Origin of the sequence: Pantoea sp. USMM079 (genome assembly GCF_037153115.1) — a bacterium.
Lineage (GTDB): Bacteria > Pseudomonadota > Gammaproteobacteria > Enterobacterales > Enterobacteriaceae > Pantoea > Pantoea communis.
This window is the reverse complement of sequence record NZ_JBBCKX010000002.1, coordinates 179053-196629: the sequence shown is the minus strand read 5'-3', so window position 1 is coordinate 196629 and position 17577 is coordinate 179053. Positions and strand designations below refer to the sequence as shown.

The window sequence follows — 17577 nt, the reverse complement described above, 5'->3', positions numbered from 1 at the left end:
CGGGCGTGCGCTGCATGCCATGAGATTGTCTGTATGTATTTACGCAATGCCCTGGGCGCGTTATTTATCAGCGTGATGTCAGCCTCGGCAGCAGCAAGCGTCACGCTGCTGGGCAGTCGGATCATTTACCCGGCACCGGTCAGCTCCATCAATATTCAATTTAAAAACGACGATAGCATTCCCTATGTTATTCAGACCTGGTTTGATGATGGTGATATGGATGCCAAACCACAGCAGATTAATCGCGTGCCCTTTATCACTACGCCGCCGGTATTTCGTATTCAGCCGAAATCAGGGCAGGTCGCGCGTATTGTCGTCAGCCAGCCAGACAAACTGCCTCAGGATCGAGAGTCCGTTTACTGGTTTAACATGCTGCAAATTCCGCCCGCATCACAGGCTGCCGCCGATAAGAATGCCATGACGGTCATGCTGCGCAATCGGGTGAAATTGTTTTATCGCCCGGCGGCAATAGGCAAACCGGGCAATATTTTATCGGGTATTAAAGTCCGCACTCTAATCGATCCCCAAAAAGGCAGCGGATTACAGATCGATAATGCGCAGCCCTGGCATGCTTCATTCGTCGCTATTTCCCTGCGTATCGCGGGAAAAAATTATGAGTGTGAACCTGTAATGGTTGCCCCGTTCTCCGTGCATACCTGCTGGTTCAGTCATACCAAACAACGCTTACAGGGTGTAGGCAGCGTCAAACTCGACGCGATTAACGATCAGGGAGCCAGAATAAGTGAAAATTACCCCATCAACTCCCAATGAATTGAAATTCCCCTTATTCTTTTTGACCGTTTCATTCTATTTCTCAACAGCCGTGCACAGTGAAGAATATTATTTCGATCCGTCGCTGTTTAAAGGCTCTGCCTTCGGTCAGAACATCGCGCAATTCAACCAAAGCGAGTTGCCCGCGGGGCATTATCTGGTCGATGTTTATGTCAATAATGCCCTCGTGTCATCCAGCGTGAAGCTTGAATTCTTGCCCCCGGCACAAGGAAAAGAGGTCGAGCCATGCTTACCCTTTTCGCTGGTGAAAATGTTGCCGTTGAAAAAGGTTCCAATACAGCCAATAGATCGCGAGTGCGCCCCGCTTGCTGACTGGACGCCACAAGGGAGCTGGGTTTTTGATGCAGCCGCGTTACGCCTGAATATCACGCTGCCCCTGTCAGCGCTTAAGCGCACGCCGCGTGGTTATATTCCGCCCGAACAGTGGGATGGCGGGATGACCGCGTTATTTCTGCGCCACAACACCAATTACACCTGGACGGAAAACAGCGCGGCCGCCTACCGCTATCAATATTTGTGGAGCGGAATAACCGCAGGCACTAATGTCGCCAACTGGCAGCTGCGTCATCAGGGCAATCTTCGCTATCTCAGCAGCAGTGTGGGTGGTAGCAGCTATCGCTACAACAAGGTACGAACCTGGGTGCAACGACCACTGACGTCGATCAATAGCCAGCTTTCCCTTGGCGATAGCTACACAGACAGCTCGCTGTTTGGCAGCCTGCCGTTTAATGGCGTAAAACTCGCCACTGACGAACGTATGTGGCCGCAAGGCAGACGCGGTTATGCCCCTGAAATTCGAGGCATCGCCTCATCTAACGCCCGTGTGATTGTGAAACAGTTGAACAAGGTCATCTATGAAACCGTGGTGCCGCCTGGCCCGTTTATCATTGATGATTTGAACAATACCCGCAGTCAGGGGGATTTTGAAGTCGAGGTGATAGAAGCCAACGGTAAAATCGCCACCTTTACGGTGCCCTACTCCTCGGTTCCTGATTCGGTTCGTCCGGGCAATTGGCATTACTCGCTGGCGCTGGGCCGTGTGCGCCAATATTACGCTGTGAATAACGCTTTTTTTGAGGGCGTGATGCAGCGCGGCGTCAGTAATAGTTTGACGGCAACCGTCGGTTCACGGCTGGCGGAAGATTACCAGGCGTGGCTTCTGGGAGGTGTCTGGGCAACCGGAATCGGTGCGATGGGTCTGAACACCACGTTTTCCCAGGCTAAGGCCGAAAATGACCAGCGCACCTCCGGCTGGCGTGCCGAGTTGAGTTATAGCAAGACCTTTCAGACCGGCACCAACCTGGTCCTGGCCGCTTATCGATATTCGACTCGTGGATTTCGCGACCTTCAGGATGTTTTAGGGGTTCGACGCCAGCAACAAGCGGACATCAACTACTACTCAGACTCGCTCAACCAGCGTAATCGCTTATCGGCGACACTCAGCCAGTCAATGGATACGTATGGCCTGGTCAGTTTAAGCGCCAGCACCGCCGATTATTACAACAACCAGTCACGCATCACCCAGTTGCAGTTCGGCTATAGCAACAGCTGGCGCAATCTCAGTTACGGTATCAATGTGGCGCGTCAACGCACCTGGTGGAATACCCAGCAATTTAACCTGAGCGTCAACGATAACCTCGACAGCAGCCGCCAGCAGCGATACAGCGAAAATACCCTTTCAGTGAATATTTCAGTACCGCTTAACTGGGGTGCGGGTCTTTCATCTGTGGCCTACAACTACAACCAGTCAAAACAGAGCCAGTCTTCGATGGCGACACTAACAGGTTCGGCAGGCGAACAGCGCGATTTCTCCTATTCGCTCTACGGAGGAACTGAGCATTACCGCAATGGCGTCAACGGAGAAGCGAGCTCCTTTGGGGGCAACCTGCAGCAAAACACCCGTTTTGGCGCAGTCCGCGCCAACTACGGCCAGGGAGATCACTATCGGCAGGTCGGTTTAGGCACGTCTGGCACTTTACTGCTGCATCGTGGCGGTCTCACTGCGGGGCCTTACACCAGCGATACGTTCGCGTTGATCCATGCCGAGGGCGCCCAAGGTGCGACGGTGCAAAACGGACAAGGAGCCGTCATTGACTACAACGGTTATGCGCTGCTGCCCTCGCTCACCCCTTATCGTGAAAACACGGTCAGCCTCGATACGTTGCACATGCGCGCCGATGCTGAGTTAAACGGCGGAAGCCAGCGTGTGGTTCCTTATGCCGGTGCCGTGAGTCAGGTGAGTTTTGCCACCTTACGCGGCACCGCGGTGTTGATTTCACTGAATACCACCGAGGGGATGGCACCGCCGATGGGCGCCGAAGTGCGTGATGCCTCCAACACTGTGATTGGCGTTGTCGGTCAGGGAAACCAGCTTTACGCACGCGTTCCGCATGACTCCGGCAGTCTGCAAATCAGCTGGGATGGCAAAACCCAACGCTGCGCCGTCAATTATCAAATCACCGGAAAGACGCAACAGGCGCTTATCCTCCTCAATGGTATTTGCAGGACGCTATAACTCGTGAAAATTAAATATCTCCTCGTTGTGCTGCTGATGCTGCCGCTGACGTTATCGGCAAACTGCATCAAAGTCACCAGCACCTCATCGCTTTCAGCCGCCGCTCTGGCAGCGGGCTATACCGCATCGTCCTGGACGGGTGCCTGTGATACCTGTTCAGGCAACCTGGGTTTGCCATCGGTGATCAGCATTAACAGCGGCACATCCTTTCAGCCCGCAGGATCGTTGCTGGCCAGTTCAGTCGGTTCGTTTCTCACCTCCGCCAGCAACACCGCTTACAGCCCGAATCAGATTCTCTACCGCTGTGCAGTAGCGGATGCGGGCAGTTTGTATGAGATGTACGCCACCAACGGTGACAGCGCCTATGCTGGCATGTATGCCAGCAGCGAGGTTAGCGGCGCTTATTACGATGTGGCGAAAAACGTGGCAGTGCGCATGACCAATCTGACCACCGGTGAGTATTACAGCCGCTACTGGAAGTCACGCCAGTTTACCGCTGACAGTTGGTACTCCGACGGCACCTACCTTTATATTCCGGCCAGCGCGTTTAGCAACGTGTTGTACGAGATGTTCAAAATCAGTTCAACCAGCTATTACGCCAATGGCGATAACCGCTACAGCGATCTTTGGACGCAGCCGCGCGGCTATATTGCTTTTAAAGGCCCAGGTCTGGACACCAACAGTCTGGCGGTAGGTCAGGACAGCGCCAGCTATTGGTACGGGTTTTACGGCAACTGGCCCGCCGCCTGGAGTACGTATCGCAACGTGACCTATGTGCGGGGCGCGTTGTGTGAAGTCCAGAACTACCCCTCTGTGGTGCTGCTGCCAACCATCAGCGTGAACGCGCTCAAAGCAGGCGGTAGCAGTCAGGTACCGTTTTCGATCTCGCTGCAGTGCGAATCGGGCGCGCGGTCCAGCACCAGCACATCCACCAGCACTGCCGCCAATGTCGCGATGGGCTTGCTGGTGAATCAGCCTAATGCGGTGTCACAGGCGACACAGTTGGGTTTGACCACCAGCGGCGGCGGATTGACCTGGCTGCTGGATAATCAATATGGCAGCAGCGGCGTAGCCTCGGGTGTGGGCATCAAAATTTATAATGCCAGTGGTTCTGCCATTAACTTATTGCCTAACCTCGCCAGCACCGGCACCGGGAATACGCGCGGCTGGTATGCCTATACGGATCTCACCTCGCTGGTCTCTTCCGGTAGCAGCAATATTTACAGCGGTGATTTTTTGGCTTCGCTCGAAGCCATAAGTGGACAAACAGTAACAGCAGGGACAGTCAATGCGCAGTTGCAAGTGGTGGTCAGTTTTCAGTAACACATTGGCATTGAGCAGCCTGTTATTCGCTGCTCACGCCATGGCCGTGGTGAATGTGGATAGAACACGCATCATTTTTAATGCCGGTGAGAGCAGCCAGGCGCTAAATATAAAGAACGGTGCGGATACCCCCTCCGTGGTACAGATCTGGAGCGATGACGGTGATTTGATGCAGTCCCCGGAATTGAGCAGTGCACCCATTTTTGCCATGCCGCCGATGATGAAACTCGCACCTGATGAGCAGCGTGCAATTCGTCTGGTGCTCACTTCACGCCAGTCGTTGCCGGAGGATCGTGAGAGCCTTTACTGGCTGAATATTTATCAGATTCCCGCGCTGAGCAGGCAAACAGGCAGCGCCGAACAAAAAATCCTGTTGCCGTTGCGATTGCGGCTTAAGGTATTTGTTCGACATGCTGCGCTGGGTGCACCCCAGCCTGAAGATGTGCAGAAGCTGCGTTTTGTGGTTCACGATCGTCAACTGATAGTAGAGAATCCTACGGCCTGGTATATGAGCTTAAGATTACAGATTGGAAATAAGCTTAAAGTGGATGATGTGCTGGTGGCGCCGTTTGGTTCGGTGACTCTCCCAATAGCGCAACCGGTTCAGGTGGGTGAGAGCGTGATTTATGAGGTGTTTGACGACAACGGTAACCTGGTGGGATATCAGAGCCATACCGGCACCTAAGTTACCTTGCCGCGCCCTCATGGGTGCGGCAATCTTGTGTCATTCATGAGGCGTTTTTGTAAGGATCGCGAACCTGAGCCACCGCCAGTGCGCCGAATAGCAATATTGCCGATACTGCTAACAGTGCCCACATAAAACCGCCTGACATCTGTTTAAATCAACCATCTGTTGCGAGACTCACCATGCAAGCGACACATACTCGCCACCCTCAAAATATCTTACAAACGTGAGTTAGCCCTAATGCCTATTAATCGCCGCCAAATAGCAGCCAAATCGCGCACTATGGGCGTGGATATACACGGTTTCAGGCCGCTGTAGCAGATCTAAAACGGTTTGCTCCACTTCATCACCCGTCGCCAGCTCTGCCGCAATAATGCAGTGCTCAAGGTTAAATGCTCGCAGTGAGAGTTGACGCTTAGCGAGGTATTCCGGGATCTCGCTGTAGAATATGCCGGACTGCATACAACCTTCATGAATGAAGATTGCGTGCTTCCCCTGGTATGGCGATTGCGCGGGTTGATAGGTGTGATTAAGCAAGATCGCATTATCTCCTGGTGGAACATCCTTCAAGCCAATGCGGTCTGGCAAAGCCGAGGCTTGGCTGGCTAACACTCGGCGTGCGTTGTACTGTGCCAGGTACTCATCATCTTTTCCGTATAAATGTGCAAAATCGCTGCTATTCAATCCGCTAATAATGTAATGCATACTGCCTCCTGCTAAAAACATGGGTTCATCAGCAGTAAACGTTATCGAACCCATCCTTGCTCGCTGGAAACGGACAGAGAATTATTGATCGCAACCGCAACTACATTATCCGCCTTAGCTCAATCATCCAGGGTTTGCTAAAGTAGTCGACATCAAGCATAAAATTGCAGCACTTGCATGTTTCCACGGGAATTTGACCATGCCAGATTACATCTTCTATAAAAAAGATCAGGTCGTTGCTACTGTCGAAAGAACAGATGTCGAGAGCGCCGTCTTACTCATTTCACAAGGCTATAAAAAGTTAGATGAAGAGGTCGAAGCGGCGACGCCAGAAGCGGCGTTAAAGCGGTTAGCGGATGTTCAAAATCAAGACAATATTACTCATCATGCTTTCGTTACAGGGTCAGTATTTACCTCCATCGTGAATGCGCTGTTCAAATGATTTTCCTTCACCCGCCTTGTGCCGCTGAATCTTATGCGGCGTGAATGACTGCAGCATAATTAACTCACTAGCACAGTGTCACCGCATAATATAGCGCACAATAAAACCCATCCCCCTCCACCACGACACAATCAATTATTTCACCTTGAGAGCACTTTGACAGAATATACCTTCATCGCTACGCTTTAATGCAAGGATATATGTCACAAACTTGCACATCTTAAAGAGATTACCTAAGGTGTCCGCCTTTCAGCCTCTTATAGCTTTCATTTCCATAGGTGAATTTTTCGGCTGCGAAAGCTATAAGATCGCTCTAATTTTACTCATGGAGGTTTATGAGCACCGGAACGATTTCTAAACAATCTGACTTAACCGTTGATGATATTACGGTCATCGATAACAAATTATTAAAACGCGCTGTGAGTGCTGCTGCATTAGGCAACACCATGGAATGGTTTGATTTTGGCGTATATAGCTATCTTGCCGTGATTATCGGCCAGGTCTTTTTTCCTGGTGCCAGTAACACTGCGCAGTTAATCGCCTCTTTTGGCACCTTTGCCGCTGCGTTTTTAGTTCGCCCAATCGGGGGAATGGTATTTGGGCCGTTAGGTGATCGCTTTGGGCGGCAGAAAGTGCTCGCCTTCACCATGATCATGATGTCGATTGGCACCTTCTGCATCGGCCTGATTCCCAGCTATGCCAGTATTGGCATTGCGGCACCGATCCTGCTGCTGGTGGCACGTCTGGTGCAGGGTTTCTCCACCGGCGGCGAATACGGTGGCGCAGCGACCTTTATCGCGGAATACTCCACCGATAAGCGCCGTGGCTTTATGGGCAGCTTCCTGGAATTCGGCACACTGGCGGGTTATCTGCTCGGTGCCAGTCTGGTCACCGGCATGATTGCACTATTACCGCATCAAGCCATGATGGATTGGGGCTGGCGTATTCCATTTTTCCTGGCCGCACCTTTAGGTTTATTTGGTCTCTATATTCGCCTTAAGCTGGAAGAGACGCCGGCATTTAAAGAGCACATGGATAAGCGCGAAGAGCTTGAGCACAATAAGCCTCAACTGACCTTGCTGCAGATGCTGCGTGTACAGAGTAAACCGCTGTTGAAATGTATTGGCCTGGTGCTGTTATTTAACGTATCCAATTATATGTTGACTGCTTATATGCCCAGTTATTTGACCGGCGTATTGGGTATGAGTGAATTATCCGGGCTCATGTTAGTGATGGTCATTATGTTTATTATGATGCCATTGACGTTGATGTGGGGACATCTAACCGACCGTATGGGCCGTAAGCCGGTCATTGGCTTAGGGGCTCTGGGCTTAATATTGCTGGCTATTCCCAGCTATATGCTCATTGGTTCTGGCAATATGATGTTGGTATTTGCCGGTCTGGCGGTATTAGGTTTATTGCATACCTGCTTTAGCGGCACCATGCCCGCCACGTTACCGGCCCTGTTTGTCACCGATATTCGCTACAGCGCATTAGCGATCGGCTTTAACCTCTCCGTGTCACTGTTTGGCGGCACTACGCCGTTAATCACTGCATGGCTGGTGGATACCACGCACAATGCGATGATGCCCGCTTATTACATGATGGGCGCCGGAATTGTCGGTTTGATTACGGTGCTAACGTTGAGTGAAACCGCGCGTAAACCGCTGAAAGGCTCTTCACCTGCTGTTGCCACCAAAGCGGAGGCGCATAAGCTGATTGATAAATTACGTAAGCAGCGCGGCCGCAAGGTCCAGCAACACAAACCAGCATAATCTTCGGGGCGACCATCAGGTCGCCTTTCTTCTATTCACCTCCCTGATTAGCGAAGCGTAAGGCGTCGATAATTTCCTAAACCCATCTGTTCGCGCCAGAAAAGCGCAAAATATCGACTATGATCTGTTCTCAGTCTTTCTTGTCGTCCCACTGTATATCGTACTCAGCCAGCATCTTTAAACGGAACGTGTACCGCTTGATGTCGTCCATTGCCCTTGCGAGGGTTAAACGAGGCAATTGAATGGAATTCAGATCATTTAAGAAATCCTGGGGAGCTGAGATTCAGGCGGATGGCAGCGTGCTATTCCGCTTGTGGGCACCGGGTCAGCAACAGATTACCTTGCGTCTCGCCGATGGCGATCATCTTATGTCAGCCTCGGACGATGGCTGGTATCAACGGCAACTGGGCGGCATACAACCTGGTGCGACTTACAACTTTGTACTGGCGGATGGCACGGTGGTGCCCGATCCCGCCGCTCGCGCGCAACAATCCGGGGTCAATGGCCCTTCCGTGGTCGTCGATCCTCGTCATTATGCATGGCAGCACACGGATTGGCGCGGACACGCCTGGCAAGAAACCGTGGTGTACGAACTGCATATCGGGACTTTCACACCCGAAGGCACTTTCGAGGCCGCCATTACCCGCTTGCCCTATTTGCAGGCACTCGGCATTACCATGATTGAGGTGCTGCCGATATCGCAGTTCGGTGGTAATCGCGGTTGGGGTTACGACGGCGTATTGCTGTACGCACCGCACTCCGCTTACGGCTCGCCGGATGATTTCAAAGCCTTCGTGGATGCTGCACATGGACACGGCCTGTCGGTGGTGCTCGATATTGTGCTCAATCACTTTGGTCCCGAAGGTAACTATCTGCCGCTGCTGGCCCCTGATTTCTTCCACAAAGAGCGCATGACACCCTGGGGCGCGGGCATCGCATATGATGTTGATGCCGCACGTTGTTACATCGTGGAAGCGCCACTCTACTGGTTGCAGGAATATCACCTCGATGGCCTGCGCTTTGATGCCATCGATCAAATCGAAGATACCTCCAGCAAACATGCGTTGATTGAGATTGCTGAACGTATTCGTCGTGAGATAACGGACCGCCCTATCCACCTCACCACGGAGGATTCACGCAATGTCACCTTCCTGCACCCGCGTGACAAACAGGGCCATGCGCCGCTGTTTACCGGCGAATGGAATGACGATTTCCACAATGCCATTCATGTGTTTGCCACCGGTGAAACCCATGCCTACTACCAGGATTTCGCTGACATACCTGAAAAGCTGATTGCACGCATTCTGACTGAAGGTTTTGCCTATCAGGGGGAAATCTCGCCGCAGAGCGGTCAACGGCGCGGCGTGCCCAGTGCGGCACAGCCTCCAGTCGCTTTTGTCGATTTCATTCAGAACCACGATCAGGTCGGCAATCGTGCACAGGGTGACCGCTTAATCACGCTGGCAGGCACCGACCGCACCAAAGTGCTGCTGGCCACGCTGTTACTGTCACCGCATATCCCGCTGCTGTTTATGGGCGAGGAGTATGGCGAAACCAACCCGTTCCTGTTCTTCACCGATTTTCATGGCGATTTGGCTAAAGCGGTACGTGAAGGACGCGCCCGCGAGTTTACCGGCCATGCGGGGCATGACGACAGCGTGCCCGATCCCAACGCGGAAGAGACCTTTAACCGCTCGAAACTCGACTGGGGCAAGCTGGAGAGTGAGAAAGGCAAAGCCTGGCTGGCGTTCACTCAGCAATTGCTGGCATTGCGTCAGCGCCACATTGTGCCGCTGCTCGCCACGGCGGGCGGTCACAGTGGCAAAGTGCTGAAAACGGCCAAAGGTTTTATCGCGGTGAGTTGGCAGTTCCCGCAGGGCGAACTCTCATTGGCGCTGAATATCAGTAAGCAGGCCCAACCCTTACCCACCATGGCAGGCAAAACCCTATTTGCCTGGCCGCAGGAGAACGATGTGTTGCCGCAACATGCCATAGTGGTACGTCTGGCACAGGGAGAAAAAGCATGACGATTCCTTCAGCGACCTACCGTATTCAGTTCCGCAACGGCATGACCTTTGACCGCGCCATCACCTTGTTACCATATTTGCAGCAGCTCGGTATCAGCCACCTCTATGCCTCGCCTATTTTCACTGCCACCACGGACTCCACACACGGCTACGATGTCACTGATGCCAATGAAATCGATCCTGCGCTGGGCGGACGTGACGGTTTTAACCGACTGTCGGCGGCATTACAGCAGACCGGCCTCGGTTTAATTCTGGATATCGTGCCAAACCATATGGCGGCGTCACTGGAAAATGCCTGGTGGCGTGATGTGATCGAACATGGTGAAAGCAGTCAGTATGCACGCTATTTCGATATCGACTGGTCGCGTCCCCTCACATTGCCGTTCCTCGGCGATGATTTTGAACGCGTGCTGCAAAACGACGAATTGAGCATTAAGCCCCATCCGCAAACTGGCCATCCGGCGCTGGCTTACTACGACAGCTTCTATCCGCTAACGCCGGCCAGTTGGCAAGGTCGTGCCGATGAGGTGCTGGCCATTAACGATCGCGCAGCGATTGCCGAATTGCATCAACAGCAGCCCTGGCAGTTGATCAACTGGCGCGATGCGCGTAAAGACCTTTCCTACCGACGCTTCTTTGAAATCACCGGTCTGGTTGGCGTGCGTGTTGAAGATGAAGCGGTATTTAACGCCTCGCACGCGTTGATTCTTGAGCTGGTGCACAGCGGTGCAGTCAGTGGTTTGCGTGTCGATCACGTTGATGGTCTGGCCGATCCGCAGGGTTATCTTCAGCGCTTGCGTCAAGCCGCAGGTGCGGATTGCTACATCACGGTAGAGAAGATTCTGGCAGAAGAAGAGCAGATTCCGGTTGAATGGCCCATTTCCGGCACCACTGGCTATGAGTTTATCGCTGCGCTTTCACATGCGTTGATCGACGATACCCAGATTGATGCGTTGCATCTGGCCTATGAAGCCGTCACCGAAGAGCGGAATGATGTCAGTGCTGGTCTGCGCGCCGCCCGTGAATTGATGGTTGACCGTAACTTCGCCGGTGAATTTTCACGCCTGCTGGCGATAGCGACCGGGGTGGCACATTTAGAACAGCGCAATTTTGGCGAAGCTGAGTTGCATGTCGCCCTGCGCGAGATGCTGATCGCCTTCCCGGTTTACCGCACCTATGGTCGCCCGGCGGGCATGCCATTGGCGGGTGAAGCACTTCTGCAACAGGTATTGGAAGCGGTGAAGTTCAGTGCGTTTCCCGCTGCACTCAGTTTCCTGCAGGCCATATTACTCGGTGCGGTCTCGGAACAAAGTGAACCGGATGCCGCTGATTTCCGCACGCGCTTCCAGCAACTCACCGGCCCGTTGATGGCGAAATCGGTGGAAGACACCCTGTTCTTCCGAAATCACGCCATCCTTGCCATCAACGAAGTCGGCGCGGAACCGCTGCCGCACCCCTTCTCTGTGGAACACTTCCACCAGCAGATGCAAACCCGGTTACATCATCAACCCGACGCACTTTCGACGACGTCAACCCACGATACCAAACGTGGGGAAGATGCCCGTGCCCGACTCTATTCACTGAGCGAAGCACCCGCACTCTGGGCAGAGAACGTCACGCGCTGGCGGGAGCTGAATCAATCCAAAGTGCTCACCCTGAACGAAGGCCCGGCCCCCGAACCGGCGGTAGAATGGATGCTGTATCAGGCGCTGGCCGGTGCATGGCCCACGACCTTACGACCAGATGACCACGACGGTTTGCGTATCCTTGAGGCACGCTTTTTACCGTTTGTGGAGAAAGCGCTGCGTGAAGCCAAGCTTCGTACTGACTGGGCGGATGGCGACGAAACCTACGAACAGGCGGTGCTGGAATATGCAAAACATCTGCTATCCGCAGAAAACCCAGCATTCCTGACGGACTTCGTCACAGCCATTCAACCTTTCGTTGATGCCGGCCTGGTTAATAGCCTGTCACAGACCGTGATTAAGCTCACCGCACCAGGCGTCCCGGATATTTATCAGGGCAGCGAAGCGCTGGATTTCAGCCTCGTCGATCCCGATAACCGCCGTGAGCCGGATTTCGCCACGCTGGAGGCACAACTCGCTGATCGCAGCCGCCCTGATTTCACTCAGCCCTCTGACTGGCGCAGCGGCAAACTAAAACAGCAGGTCATCGCATGCTTATTACACCTGCGTCTGGATAAGCCGCAGCTATTCCGTTTCGGCGATTATCAACCGTTATACGCCACAGGCGCGCATCCAGAGCACCTGATTGCCTATGCGCGACAGGACAGTGAAAACAGCCTCATCGTTGTGGCGCCTCGTTTAATGCTGGAGGGCACTTCCTGGGCTGAAACGTCCATTCCCTTACCTGAGTCACTGGCCCACCGGCACTATCGCAATCTGTTAAGTGGTGCAACCTTAACGCTTAACGAACAACTTTCTTTAGATAACTTACCGCCTTACGCGCCACTGGTGCTGATTGCCAGTTAATAACAAGCCTGTATTTCTGTTCATCGGATGGAGAGGAATGAATGTCTAACGCAAAGCCTTTAGAAATTATCGCGGGTTCGGGTCAAACGCTTGGCGCAAATTATGACGGCGAGGGGGTCAATTTTGCCCTGTTTTCAGCTTTTGCCGAGCGTGTGGAATTGTGTCTTTACGACGAGAGCGGTCAGCACGAAATCGCGCGTTTTGATCTGCCGGAAAATACCCATGAAGTCTGGCATGGCTACATTCCCGGTCTGCAGCCCGGTGCACTTTACGGCTACCGGGTGCATGGTCCGTTTGAACCGGAAAACGGCCATCGATTCAACGCCAACAAACTGCTGCTCGACCCCTATGCTCGTGAACTGCGCGGCGACATCCAGTGGAACGATGCGCATTTTGCTTATGACCTGCTGCATGAAGATAAAGACCTGACTTTCGATGAACGTGACAGCGCGCCCTTTACGCCAAAATGCCGGGTGATCGATCCCAGCGAATTTGACTGGCAGGACCGTAATCGTCCCGTTATCCCGTGGTCACAGACCGTTATCTATGAGACACACGTTAAGGGCTTCAGCCAGTTGAACCCGGCAGTGCCCCCTGAAATGCGCGGCACTTACGATGGCATGAGCAACAAAGCCACCGTCGAGTACATTAAAAGCCTCGGTGTCACGTCGGTTGAGTTGCTACCGGTGCACTGGTTTCCGGACGATCAGCATTTGCTTGATAAAGGACTGAAAAACTTCTGGGGCTATAACTCACTGGCGTTTTTTGCCCCGGCCTCGCGCTACTTTGGACCGCGTGGCATTCAGGGCTTTCGTGACATGGTCCGCGCCTTCCACGACGCCGGTATCGAAGTGATCCTCGACGTGGTTTACAACCACACGGCGGAAGGTAACGAATTGGGACCGACGCTGTCGTTCAAAGGCATCGATAACTTCTCCTATTACCGCACCTTGCCGGATCAGCATCGCTACTACATCAACGATACCGGCACTGGCAACACGGTTAACACCTCCCATCCACGCGTGTTGCAGATGGTGATGGATTCTCTGCGCTACTGGGCGGAATCGATGCATATCGACGGTTTTCGCTTTGATTTGGGCACCATTCTCGGGCGCGAACCGGAAGGTTTCGACCAGCGTGGCGGCTTTTTTGATGCCATGACGCAGGACCCGGTACTGTCGAAATTAAAACTGATTGGCGAACCCTGGGATATCGGCCCCGGTGGCTATCAGGTTGGGGGCTTCCCACCAGGCTGGGCAGAATGGAATGATAAATATCGCGATACGGTGCGTGAATACTGGAAAGGCGACAACGTCTCTACCGACTTTGCTGCACGTCTGCTCGGCTCAGGCGATCTCTATGATCAACGTGGCCGTCGGCCCTGGGCCAGCATCAATTTCCTTACCGCACACGATGGCTTCACGCTCAACGATTTAGTGTCGTACAACGAGAAGCACAACGACGCGAACGGTGAAGATAACAATGACGGTCATAACGATAATCGTTCGTACAATTACGGCGCGGAAGGCCCGACCGATGACGAAGGCATCAATGCGGTGCGTGAGCGGCAAAAGCGTAACTTCCTCGCGACGCTGCTGTTCTCACACGGCACGCCGATGCTGCTGGCGGGTGACGAGTTTGGCCGCAGTCAGATGGGCAACAACAACGGTTATTGTCAGGACAGTGAAATCTCCTGGCTGCATTGGGAAAACTTGCCGGAGTCCGCGGATGCCTTACGCGAATTCACCCGTCATTTACTGGCGTTAAGGGCGAAACAGCCGTTGCTGCGCCGTGAAAACTGGCGCGACGGTATGGACATAAAATGGTTTAACGCTGGCGGCGGCTTCCAGCAGGCAGACCAATGGGATGAGGGCAGCACGCTTGGCGTCTATATCGGTCGTCCCGATCTGCAAACCGAAGAAGGCATCTGGCACGATGTGTTGATGCTGTTCAATCCGTTTGAAGGCAACGTGCCCTTCCGCATCCCACAATTTGGCGAAGGCGGCTGGGTACTGGAACTCACCACCTCCGATACGGCTAAAAAAGGGCTGGTGATTACCAAAGAGAAGGATTTCGAACTGGAAGGCCGCAGCATGGCGCTGTTTAGAAGGCCATAATTTTAAAGGGGAAACTGGAGTCCAGTTTCCCCTTTAAACAACAAATGCATCAGGGCCTTTAGCAGCCAGTGTATTTAAGATACGCAGTGCCGGGCCACTCGGCTTGATTTCTCCTCGCTCCCACTTTGAAACGCTATCCACTGTCATACCTAAGGTATAAGCCAGTAATGCCTGACTCAGGCCATACTGTTTACGCATGAGTTTAATTTCCAGACCGGTCATATCATGTACAGCTGCAACACGCTTGCGATACTCACTTGCAGGGATTCGCGTGGCAATCTGAGAGACATCTTCATCAGAAAGTAGGCCTAATCCTCGCAACTCTTCCGCATCTTCAATCATCTCATCCAATGTTGCTGGTGTAGTTTTCATCGCAGTTTACCTCTCTGAATGTCCCACGATTTTTAAGCTGTAGCAGGTCTGCCGCACTCGCTTGTAAGTAGCCTTTCGCAAGGATTTTATACGTTGCCAACACGTCATCCTCGATCTCTTTGGCATTTTTCTTATGCAACTCGCCTTTAGTCCAGCCATCATAAAAAAATAGTGTTTTTCCTCTTTTGAAGAAAATCACCGACCGGGCACCACCACTTTTCCCCTTACTCAGTGCTATACGCTTTTTAATCACGCCTCCCCCCAGGTCAGCTTCAAACTCGCCCCTTTTGACTTCCGCAGCAGCATGGCAAAGGTCAGCATCATGAAGACTGGCCTTTTTGAAATTCCGATCAAAACGTTTATGTACATAAATCGCCATTCCTTAGCCCTTAACCTTTACCCGTAATGATTATTATAATAACTATTACGACCTCGCGACAATATCGGCTTGTTAGGATTTCTGAATCTGTCGCACAACATATTTCACTGGATCTATTTAAGATCGTGAGAATGGCTAAAAATGTTGCGCCTTCGCTACGTATGATTTGATCTCCATCACCGTGCAATAAAAAATAATTAACTAAATCTCGCATTCTGCCGATGGTTATTAATCTGCCCTATTCCCTGATTTTCCTGAACCAGGGGTGCTTTTAGATTAAGGATAATTAGATGAACATCTCCCAGCGTCTCTTGCTGACCCTTTCCATGTTGTTTGGCGCCATTATCCTTCAGGCGATTCTTGCGCTCTCGCTACTGTCAGGATTTCAGGACCGTTTTGAATTTGTGCAAACTAACGCCATTCCTTCGATTAAGGACATCGGCAAACTGATCGATCAAAGTAACCAGCTGGCCATTACGCTGTACAAACACCAGAGCCAGATTCACGACAGCAACATGCCTGCCGTTGAAAAACAGATCGATGAGCAAATCAATGGACTGAAAGCGCTGACCGATTACTACATGGCAAACGATATTTCGAATGAGGAAGACAAACGCCTGACTAACGTCGCTTTTGATAACATCCAGCGCGTTGCATCGCAGTTACCTGCATTTCTTACAGCGTCACGTGCTCACCAGAATGAAGTGAGCCTGAGTTTGCTGGAAGGAGATAGTGGTGTGGGTGCCGCCATTCGTCAGATGATCGCTGATTATCAAACTCAACAGGCACTCAACATTACTGCGGGCGACGCATTGCGCGCCACCAATCAAAGCACCTTCCATTTTGTCTTTTGGGCCACCGTTGCAGGTGTTGCGGCGACAGTGGTGATCTTCGGTCTGTTCTCGCTGTTTACCGTGATGCGTATTCGCCGCAGTTTGGGCGCGGTAGGTAAGGTCATGCTGGCTGCCAGCGAGAACCTCGATCTGACCTTAAGCGCCGATGAAAGCCGGCGAGATGAAGTGGGCAATATGGCACACTCCTTCAATATTTTGATGCAGCGCGTCTCTGAAGCCCTCTCTTCAGTGCGTAAAGCGTCTCAGTCCGTGAGCAGCGCTTCAGTGCAGATTTCAGCGGGCAATGAAGATCTCTCTTCACGCACCGAACAGCAAGCGGCATCGCTGGAGCAAACGGCTGCCAGCATGACGGAACTCAGTGAGACGGTGCGCCAAACGGCGGACAACACCCGGCAGGCGAGCCAGCTGGCAGCCAATGCCAGCGCGCTGTCAGAGAAAAATGGAACCTCGCTCACCACCATGCTGTCGACCATGGACGAGATTCGTGGCAGCTCGCGCAAAGTGACTGAGATTGTCTCAATCATAGAAGGTATCGCTTTCCAGACCAACATTCTGGCCTTGAACGCGGCGGTTGAAGCGGCGCGCGCAGGTGAACACGGCAAAGGCTTTGCGGTGGTTGCCGGTGAAGTGCGCAGCCTGTCTCAGCGCTCAAGCAACGCAGCACGCGAGATCAAAGTGCTGATTGAGGAATCTCATCGTTTAACCGAATCGGGTACCACGCAAGCCAGTGATGTGGGCCGCAATATGGACGTGATGAATGATGCCATTCACCAGGTGAGTCAGTTGGTGAGTGAGATCGCTGCGGCTGCCGTGGAGCAGAGCCAGGGCATCGTTCAGGTGCAGCAAGCGGTTAATCAGATGGATGACGTTACCCAGCAGAACGCCGCCTTAGTGGAACAAGCCGCGGCCGCTTCGCAATCGCTGCAAGAGCAGGCGGGTAACCTGAATCAGCTGGTCGGTAAATTCCATGTCAGCGATGTCGTTGACGTTCCACAAACCATCATCCGTACGCCATCGCACCCCAAGCCACAGCGTTTAGCGGTGGTTAATGACGCCGACTGGCAGAGTTTTTAATCACTGTTTCTCCCCGCGTCGCGCA

General features: G+C 52.8%; 13 protein-coding genes. 10 read left to right on the top strand and 3 right to left on the bottom strand.

All coding sequences use genetic code 11. The features are described from left to right. The first annotated feature begins 33 nt into the window (after positions 1-33). From WFP70_RS05425 to WFP70_RS05410, 4 genes are read left to right on the top strand one after another with little or no spacing between them, the layout of a single operon-like run. A complete protein-coding gene (locus WFP70_RS05425) occupies positions 34-771 on the top strand; it encodes a fimbria/pilus periplasmic chaperone (RefSeq protein WP_337022864.1) in 738 nt (245 codons plus the stop codon). Continuing rightward, positions 743-3307, top strand: coding sequence for a fimbrial outer membrane usher protein (locus tag WFP70_RS05420; RefSeq protein WP_442956332.1), 2565 nt, complete (start codon positions 743-745; stop codon positions 3305-3307). Before WFP70_RS05425 ends, WFP70_RS05420 begins: the two co-directional genes overlap by 29 nt. A gap of 36 nt (positions 3308-3343) precedes the next feature. Beyond that, positions 3344-4630 (top strand): fimbrial usher protein StbD, encoded by a 1287-nt coding sequence (gene stbD / locus WFP70_RS05415; RefSeq protein ID WP_337023037.1) that lies wholly within the window; start codon positions 3344-3346, stop codon positions 4628-4630. Next, entirely contained in the window at positions 4596-5315 is a 720-nt protein-coding gene (locus WFP70_RS05410) for a fimbrial assembly chaperone (RefSeq protein ID WP_337022863.1), read from the top strand. The genes stbD and WFP70_RS05410 overlap by 35 nt, the downstream gene beginning before the upstream one ends. A 237-nt stretch (positions 5316-5552) precedes the next feature. On the opposite strand, the gene WFP70_RS05405 is transcribed toward WFP70_RS05410, so the two are convergent. Continuing rightward, positions 5553-6020, bottom strand: a complete 468-nt coding sequence (locus tag WFP70_RS05405) for a DUF1203 domain-containing protein (RefSeq protein ID WP_337022862.1) — start codon at positions 6018-6020, stop codon at positions 5553-5555. A gap of 199 nt (positions 6021-6219) precedes the next feature. On the opposite strand from WFP70_RS05405, the gene WFP70_RS05400 reads away from it, so the two are divergent. From WFP70_RS05400 to glgX, 5 genes are all read left to right on the top strand, one after another. After that, positions 6220-6462, top strand: coding sequence for a hypothetical protein (locus WFP70_RS05400; protein ID WP_052127412.1), 243 nt, complete (start codon positions 6220-6222; stop codon positions 6460-6462). 335 nt (positions 6463-6797) lie between these two features. Beyond that, a complete protein-coding gene (gene proP / locus WFP70_RS05395; protein ID WP_097117767.1) occupies positions 6798-8237 on the top strand; it encodes a glycine betaine/L-proline transporter ProP in 1440 nt (479 codons plus the stop codon). A 242-nt stretch (positions 8238-8479) separates the two neighbouring features. Continuing rightward, positions 8480-10264 (top strand): malto-oligosyltrehalose trehalohydrolase, encoded by a 1785-nt coding sequence (treZ, locus tag WFP70_RS05390; RefSeq protein ID WP_337022861.1) that lies wholly within the window; start codon positions 8480-8482, stop codon positions 10262-10264. Further along, positions 10261-12756, top strand: a complete 2496-nt coding sequence (gene treY / locus WFP70_RS05385) for a malto-oligosyltrehalose synthase (RefSeq protein WP_337022860.1) — start codon at positions 10261-10263, stop codon at positions 12754-12756. Before treZ ends, treY begins: the two co-directional genes overlap by 4 nt. Before the next feature lie 41 nt (positions 12757-12797). Beyond that, positions 12798-14873, top strand: a complete 2076-nt coding sequence (glgX, locus tag WFP70_RS05380; RefSeq protein ID WP_337022859.1) for a glycogen debranching protein GlgX — start codon at positions 12798-12800, stop codon at positions 14871-14873. Between the two features lie 33 nt (positions 14874-14906). Here the strand turns inward: glgX and WFP70_RS05375 are convergent, their stop codons facing one another. Next, a complete protein-coding gene (locus WFP70_RS05375) occupies positions 14907-15245 on the bottom strand; it encodes a helix-turn-helix domain-containing protein (protein ID WP_337022858.1) in 339 nt (112 codons plus the stop codon). After that, complete coding sequence (locus WFP70_RS05370) at positions 15217-15624, bottom strand: type II toxin-antitoxin system RelE/ParE family toxin (protein WP_337022857.1); 408 nt, start codon at positions 15622-15624, stop codon at positions 15217-15219. Before WFP70_RS05370 ends, WFP70_RS05375 begins: the two co-directional genes overlap by 29 nt. 290 nt (positions 15625-15914) lie before the next feature. Here WFP70_RS05370 and WFP70_RS05365 point away from each other — a divergent pair, with 290 nt between their 5' ends. After that, entirely contained in the window at positions 15915-17552 is a 1638-nt protein-coding gene (locus WFP70_RS05365; protein ID WP_337022856.1) for a methyl-accepting chemotaxis protein, read from the top strand. Positions 17553-17577 lie beyond the last annotated feature (25 nt).